This is a genomic window from Streptomyces incanus (assembly GCF_042656345.1).
GTDB lineage: Bacteria > Actinomycetota > Actinomycetes > Streptomycetales > Streptomycetaceae > Streptomyces > Streptomyces incanus.
Genome location: NZ_JBHSPC010000048.1, coordinates 1 through 3,487, shown reverse-complemented (window position 1 = coordinate 3,487; position 3,487 = coordinate 1). Strand labels below are relative to the sequence as shown.

At 71.5% G+C, this 3,487-nt stretch carries 6 protein-coding genes; 1 reads left to right on the top strand and 5 read right to left on the bottom strand.

What is annotated here, in order from left to right:
- On the bottom strand, positions 1 to 135 hold a 135-nt coding region (locus tag ACFP2V_RS18560), incomplete at its 3' end, for a biotin carboxylase N-terminal domain-containing protein (protein WP_381213213.1).
- 364 nt (positions 136 to 499) lie between these two features.
- On the opposite strand from ACFP2V_RS18560, the gene ACFP2V_RS18555 reads away from it, so the two are divergent.
- Positions 500 to 1,006 (top strand): hypothetical protein, encoded by a 507-nt coding sequence (locus ACFP2V_RS18555; protein ID WP_381213210.1) that lies wholly within the window; start codon positions 500 to 502, stop codon positions 1,004 to 1,006.
- On the opposite strand, the gene ACFP2V_RS18550 is transcribed toward ACFP2V_RS18555, so the two are convergent.
- The 4 genes from ACFP2V_RS18550 to ACFP2V_RS18535 all read right to left on the bottom strand — a co-directional run.
- Complete coding sequence (locus tag ACFP2V_RS18550) at positions 975 to 1,601, bottom strand: Maf family protein (protein WP_381213207.1); 627 nt, start codon at positions 1,599 to 1,601, stop codon at positions 975 to 977. The genes ACFP2V_RS18555 and ACFP2V_RS18550 overlap by 32 nt on opposite strands.
- Positions 1,602 to 1,814: 213 nt before the next feature.
- Positions 1,815 to 1,943 (bottom strand): morphogenic membrane protein MmpB, encoded by a 129-nt coding sequence (gene mmpB / locus ACFP2V_RS18545; protein ID WP_381213204.1) that lies wholly within the window; start codon positions 1,941 to 1,943, stop codon positions 1,815 to 1,817.
- 81 nt (positions 1,944 to 2,024) lie between these two features.
- Positions 2,025 to 2,237: an acyl-CoA carboxylase epsilon subunit gene (locus tag ACFP2V_RS18540; protein ID WP_381213201.1), complete on the bottom strand. Its 213-nt coding sequence runs from the start codon at positions 2,235 to 2,237 to the stop codon at positions 2,025 to 2,027.
- Positions 2,238 to 2,301: 64 nt separating this feature from the next.
- Positions 2,302 to 3,487: acyl-CoA carboxylase subunit beta (locus ACFP2V_RS18535; protein WP_381213198.1), on the bottom strand; the 1,186-nt coding region annotated here is incomplete at its 5' end.

Genomic DNA, 3,487 nt, shown 5'->3' with positions numbered 1-3,487 from the left:
GTCCGCGGCGCGGACATGCAGAGCGTCCCGGTCCGGGTCCGCGTAGACGGCCACGCTCGAGATGCCGGCGTCCCGGCAGGCTCGGGCCACGCGGACAGCGATTTCGCCACGGTTGGCGATGAGCACCTTGCGCACGATTGAGGCTCCCTCCTTGAAACAAGCCGAGTTTAGGGACTGCCGACACGGCACTACGACCCGTCCCCAATGGTGACCTTGCCCACACGGAGCGTGATTCGAGGCTCGCTCGACCCGCGAAATCCCATGTCGCACCTTGGTGCGCAAGACTCCTCCGGGAAACCCTAGCCCTCCCGTGTGGTCAAGGTCTCTGTGAGAGCGTGCTGCGGCCCACTCCGTTTTTTTGTCGAGTCCCTACGAATGGCCCAACGATTCTTTGCCGTTCGGGGAACCCTTGTCCCTGGCTTTACTTGTCAGTAACGTTCGCGCTGCCTTGAACGTACTCGGGGTAACCGCAGTCGTGCTCGAAAGTGGGTGGGGGCCGGTGGTCCGCAGACCGGTGGCGTGGATCGTGGCACTCGTGCTCTTCGCCGAGGGGCTCGGCGTCGCCGCCCTGAGCTGGTTCCTCGGGATCGTCGTCGACCGGCAGGACATGTCGCTGGCCGGCCTCGACCCGCACATGACGTCGGTGTCCTCGAAGGCCGGCGGCATCGTCTTCGGGCTCTATTTCGCCCTGTGCGGCCTCGTCGCGCTGCTGGTCGCCCTGCGCGACCGCACGCCCTTGGGGGCGGGCCGGGCCCTGCTGATCAGCGCCGCCGTGGTGCACGCGCTGCTGGGCGCCTTCGCGTGGGGGCTGGTCGGCGCGTCCGCGTTCCTCTCCATGGTGGTGGTGCTCGCCCTCATCGTGCTGCTCCTGATGACGTACGACCCCGACGGCCGTCCTGGCGGGCCCGCCGGCACCACCGGACCCGCGGAGCCCCCGGGCGGGGGCGGCGGGGGCGGCGCCGACGGGTCCCCGGTCACCTCTCCGGCGGCGCCCACAGCTCCGTGATGCCCACGCCCAGCCGGGCCAGCAGACGGCGCACCAGCGGCAGGCTGATGCCGATGACGTTCCCGTGGTCGCCGTCGATGCCCTCGATGAACGGGGCCGAGCGGCCGTCCAGGGTGAACGCTCCCGCGACATGGAGCGGTTCGCCGGACGCGACGTAGGCGGCGATCTCCTCGTCCGAGGGCTCGCCGAAGCGGACGACGGTGGACGCGGTGGCGGAGGCGTACCGGCTGCCGTCCGCGGTGGTGTCGTAGACGCAGTGGCCGGTCTGGAGGATGCCCGCGCGGCCCCGCATCGACTTCCAGCGCGCGGTGGCCTCCTCGGCGTCCGCGGGCTTGCCGAGGGCCCGGCCGTCCAGCTCGAGCACCGAATCGCAGCCGATCACCAGGGCACCCAGGACCTCCGGCTTCGCCGCGACGACGGAGGCCTTCGCCTCGGCGAGGGCGAGGGCCAGTTCGGCCGGGGTGGGTGCGGTGACGGCGTCCTCGTCGACTCCGCTGACGATCACCTCGGGGGTGAGTCCGGCCTGGCGGAGCAGCCCGAGCCGGGCGGGGGACTGGGAGGCGAGCACGAGCCGACGGCGGGGCTGATCTGTCATGCGATCAGCGTATCGGCGGATCCGCCCACCGGCGTGTCCGGAAGCCTCCGCCCACCGATCCCACCGGTCCGGCGGAAGCCCAGCGTCCGTCGGTCCGGCGGAAGCCCAGCGTCCGTCGGTCCGATGGAAGCCCAGCGTTCGCCGGACCGGCGGAGGCCCGGTCTTCGTCGGGTCGGCGGGAGCCCCGCCTGGGCCGGCCGAGGGCCGGAGGTTTCACCGCACGCCGATCACGATCATCGCGAGCACCATGGCCAGCGCCAGGAGAACGCCCAGCCGTCGCAGCATCTCCTGCGTGTCCCGCAGTTCCTTCGGCGGCTCGTTCTCGGGATCGGACCACAGCATGCTTTCCATCGTCCGGCCGCCCGCCCGGGCACCGCCTGAGTACGCGTACTCAACTTCCCGGCATGATCCGAACGAGAGGCCCTAGGCTCCCGGCCAATACGTCCGCGACCAGGCCGTCGGCCCCGGCTGGGGCAGGAGCCGGCCGGCGATGCGGGACGGGTCGGACCAGGAGTCACGGGGAGTGGGCGCGCCGGACGGCACGGCGGACGCCGCCGCGGCGCGCACGCGGACCACCGCCAGTGCGGCGGCCAGTTCCTCCGGGGTGGGGTTGCCCCGTACGACCTTGATCGTCATGGCGTCTTCCAATCGCTCGGCCGGGCCCCGGTGCGCGGGGCCCGGCGGGCAGGAGTCCCAGGGATCACAGCGGGATGTTGCCGTGCTTCTTCGGGGGCAGGGATTCCCGCTTGGTCCGCAGCTGACGCAGCCCGCGGACGATGTGCCGGCGGGTGTCGGACGGCATGATCACCGAGTCGATGTAGCCGCGCTCGGCCGCCACGTAGGGGTTGAGCAGCGCGTCCTCGTACTCCTGGATCAGTCGGGCGCGGGCGGCCGCCCCCTCTCCCGCCCCGGCGGACTCCGCGGCGGCGATGGTGCGGCGGTGCAGGATGTTGACGGCGCCCTGCGCGCCCATCACCGCGATCTGCGCGGTGGGCCAGGCCAGGTTGAGGTCGGCGCCCAGGTGCTTGGAGCCCATCACGTCGTAGGCGCCGCCGAAGGCCTTGCGGGTGATCACGGTGATCAGCGGGACGGTCGCCTCCGCGTACGCGAAGATCAGCTTGGCGCCGCGCCGGATGATGCCGTCGTGCTCCTGGTCCACGCCGGGCAGGAAGCCGGGCACGTCCACGAAGGTCAGCACCGGCACGTTGAAGGCGTCGCAGGTGCGCACGAAGCGGGCCGCCTTCTCGCTGGCGGCGATGTCCAGGCAGCCGGCGAACTGCATCGGCTGGTTGGCGACGACGCCGACCGGGCGGCCCTCCACCCGGCCGTAGCCGGTGACGATGTTCGGCGCGAACAGCGGCTGCGTCTCCAGGAACTCGCCGTCGTCCAGGACGTGCTCGAGCACCGTGTGCATGTTGTACGGCCGGTTCGCGCTGTCCGGGACGATCGCATCCAGCTCGCGGTCCTCGGCGGTGACGGTCAGGTCGGCCTCCTCCGGGTAGGCCGGCGGCTCGGAGAGGTTGTTGGACGGCAGGTACGACAGCAGCTGCTTGACGTACTCGATGGCGTCCTTCTCGTCGCCGGCCATGTGGTGGGCCACGCCCGAGGCGGTGTTGTGGGTGCGGGCGCCGCCCAGCTCCTCGAAGCCGACGTCCTCGCCGGTGACCGTCTTGATGACGTCCGGGCCGGTGATGAACATGTGCGAGGTCCGGTCCACCATGACGGTGAAGTCGGTGATCGCGGGGGAGTAGACCGCGCCGCCCGCGCACGGGCCGACGACCAGGCTGATCTGCGGGATCACTCCGGAGGCGTGGGTGTTGCGGCGGAAGATCTCGCCGTAGGCGCCCAGCGAGGCCACGCCCTCCTGGATCCGGGCGCCGCCGGAG

What these genes read in the sequence shown, in the direction of transcription:
- ACFP2V_RS18550 (WP_381213207.1), bottom strand. Translation starts at nt 1,601, where the DNA reads ATGACAGATCAGCCCCGCCGTCGGCTCGTGCTCGCCTCCCAGTCCCCC.
- ACFP2V_RS18540 (WP_381213201.1), bottom strand. Translation starts at nt 2,237, where the DNA reads ATGACGATCAAGGTCGTACGGGGCAACCCCACCCCGGAGGAACTGGCC.
- mmpB (WP_381213204.1), bottom strand. Translation starts at nt 1,943, where the DNA reads ATGCTGTGGTCCGATCCCGAGAACGAGCCGCCGAAGGAACTGCGGGAC.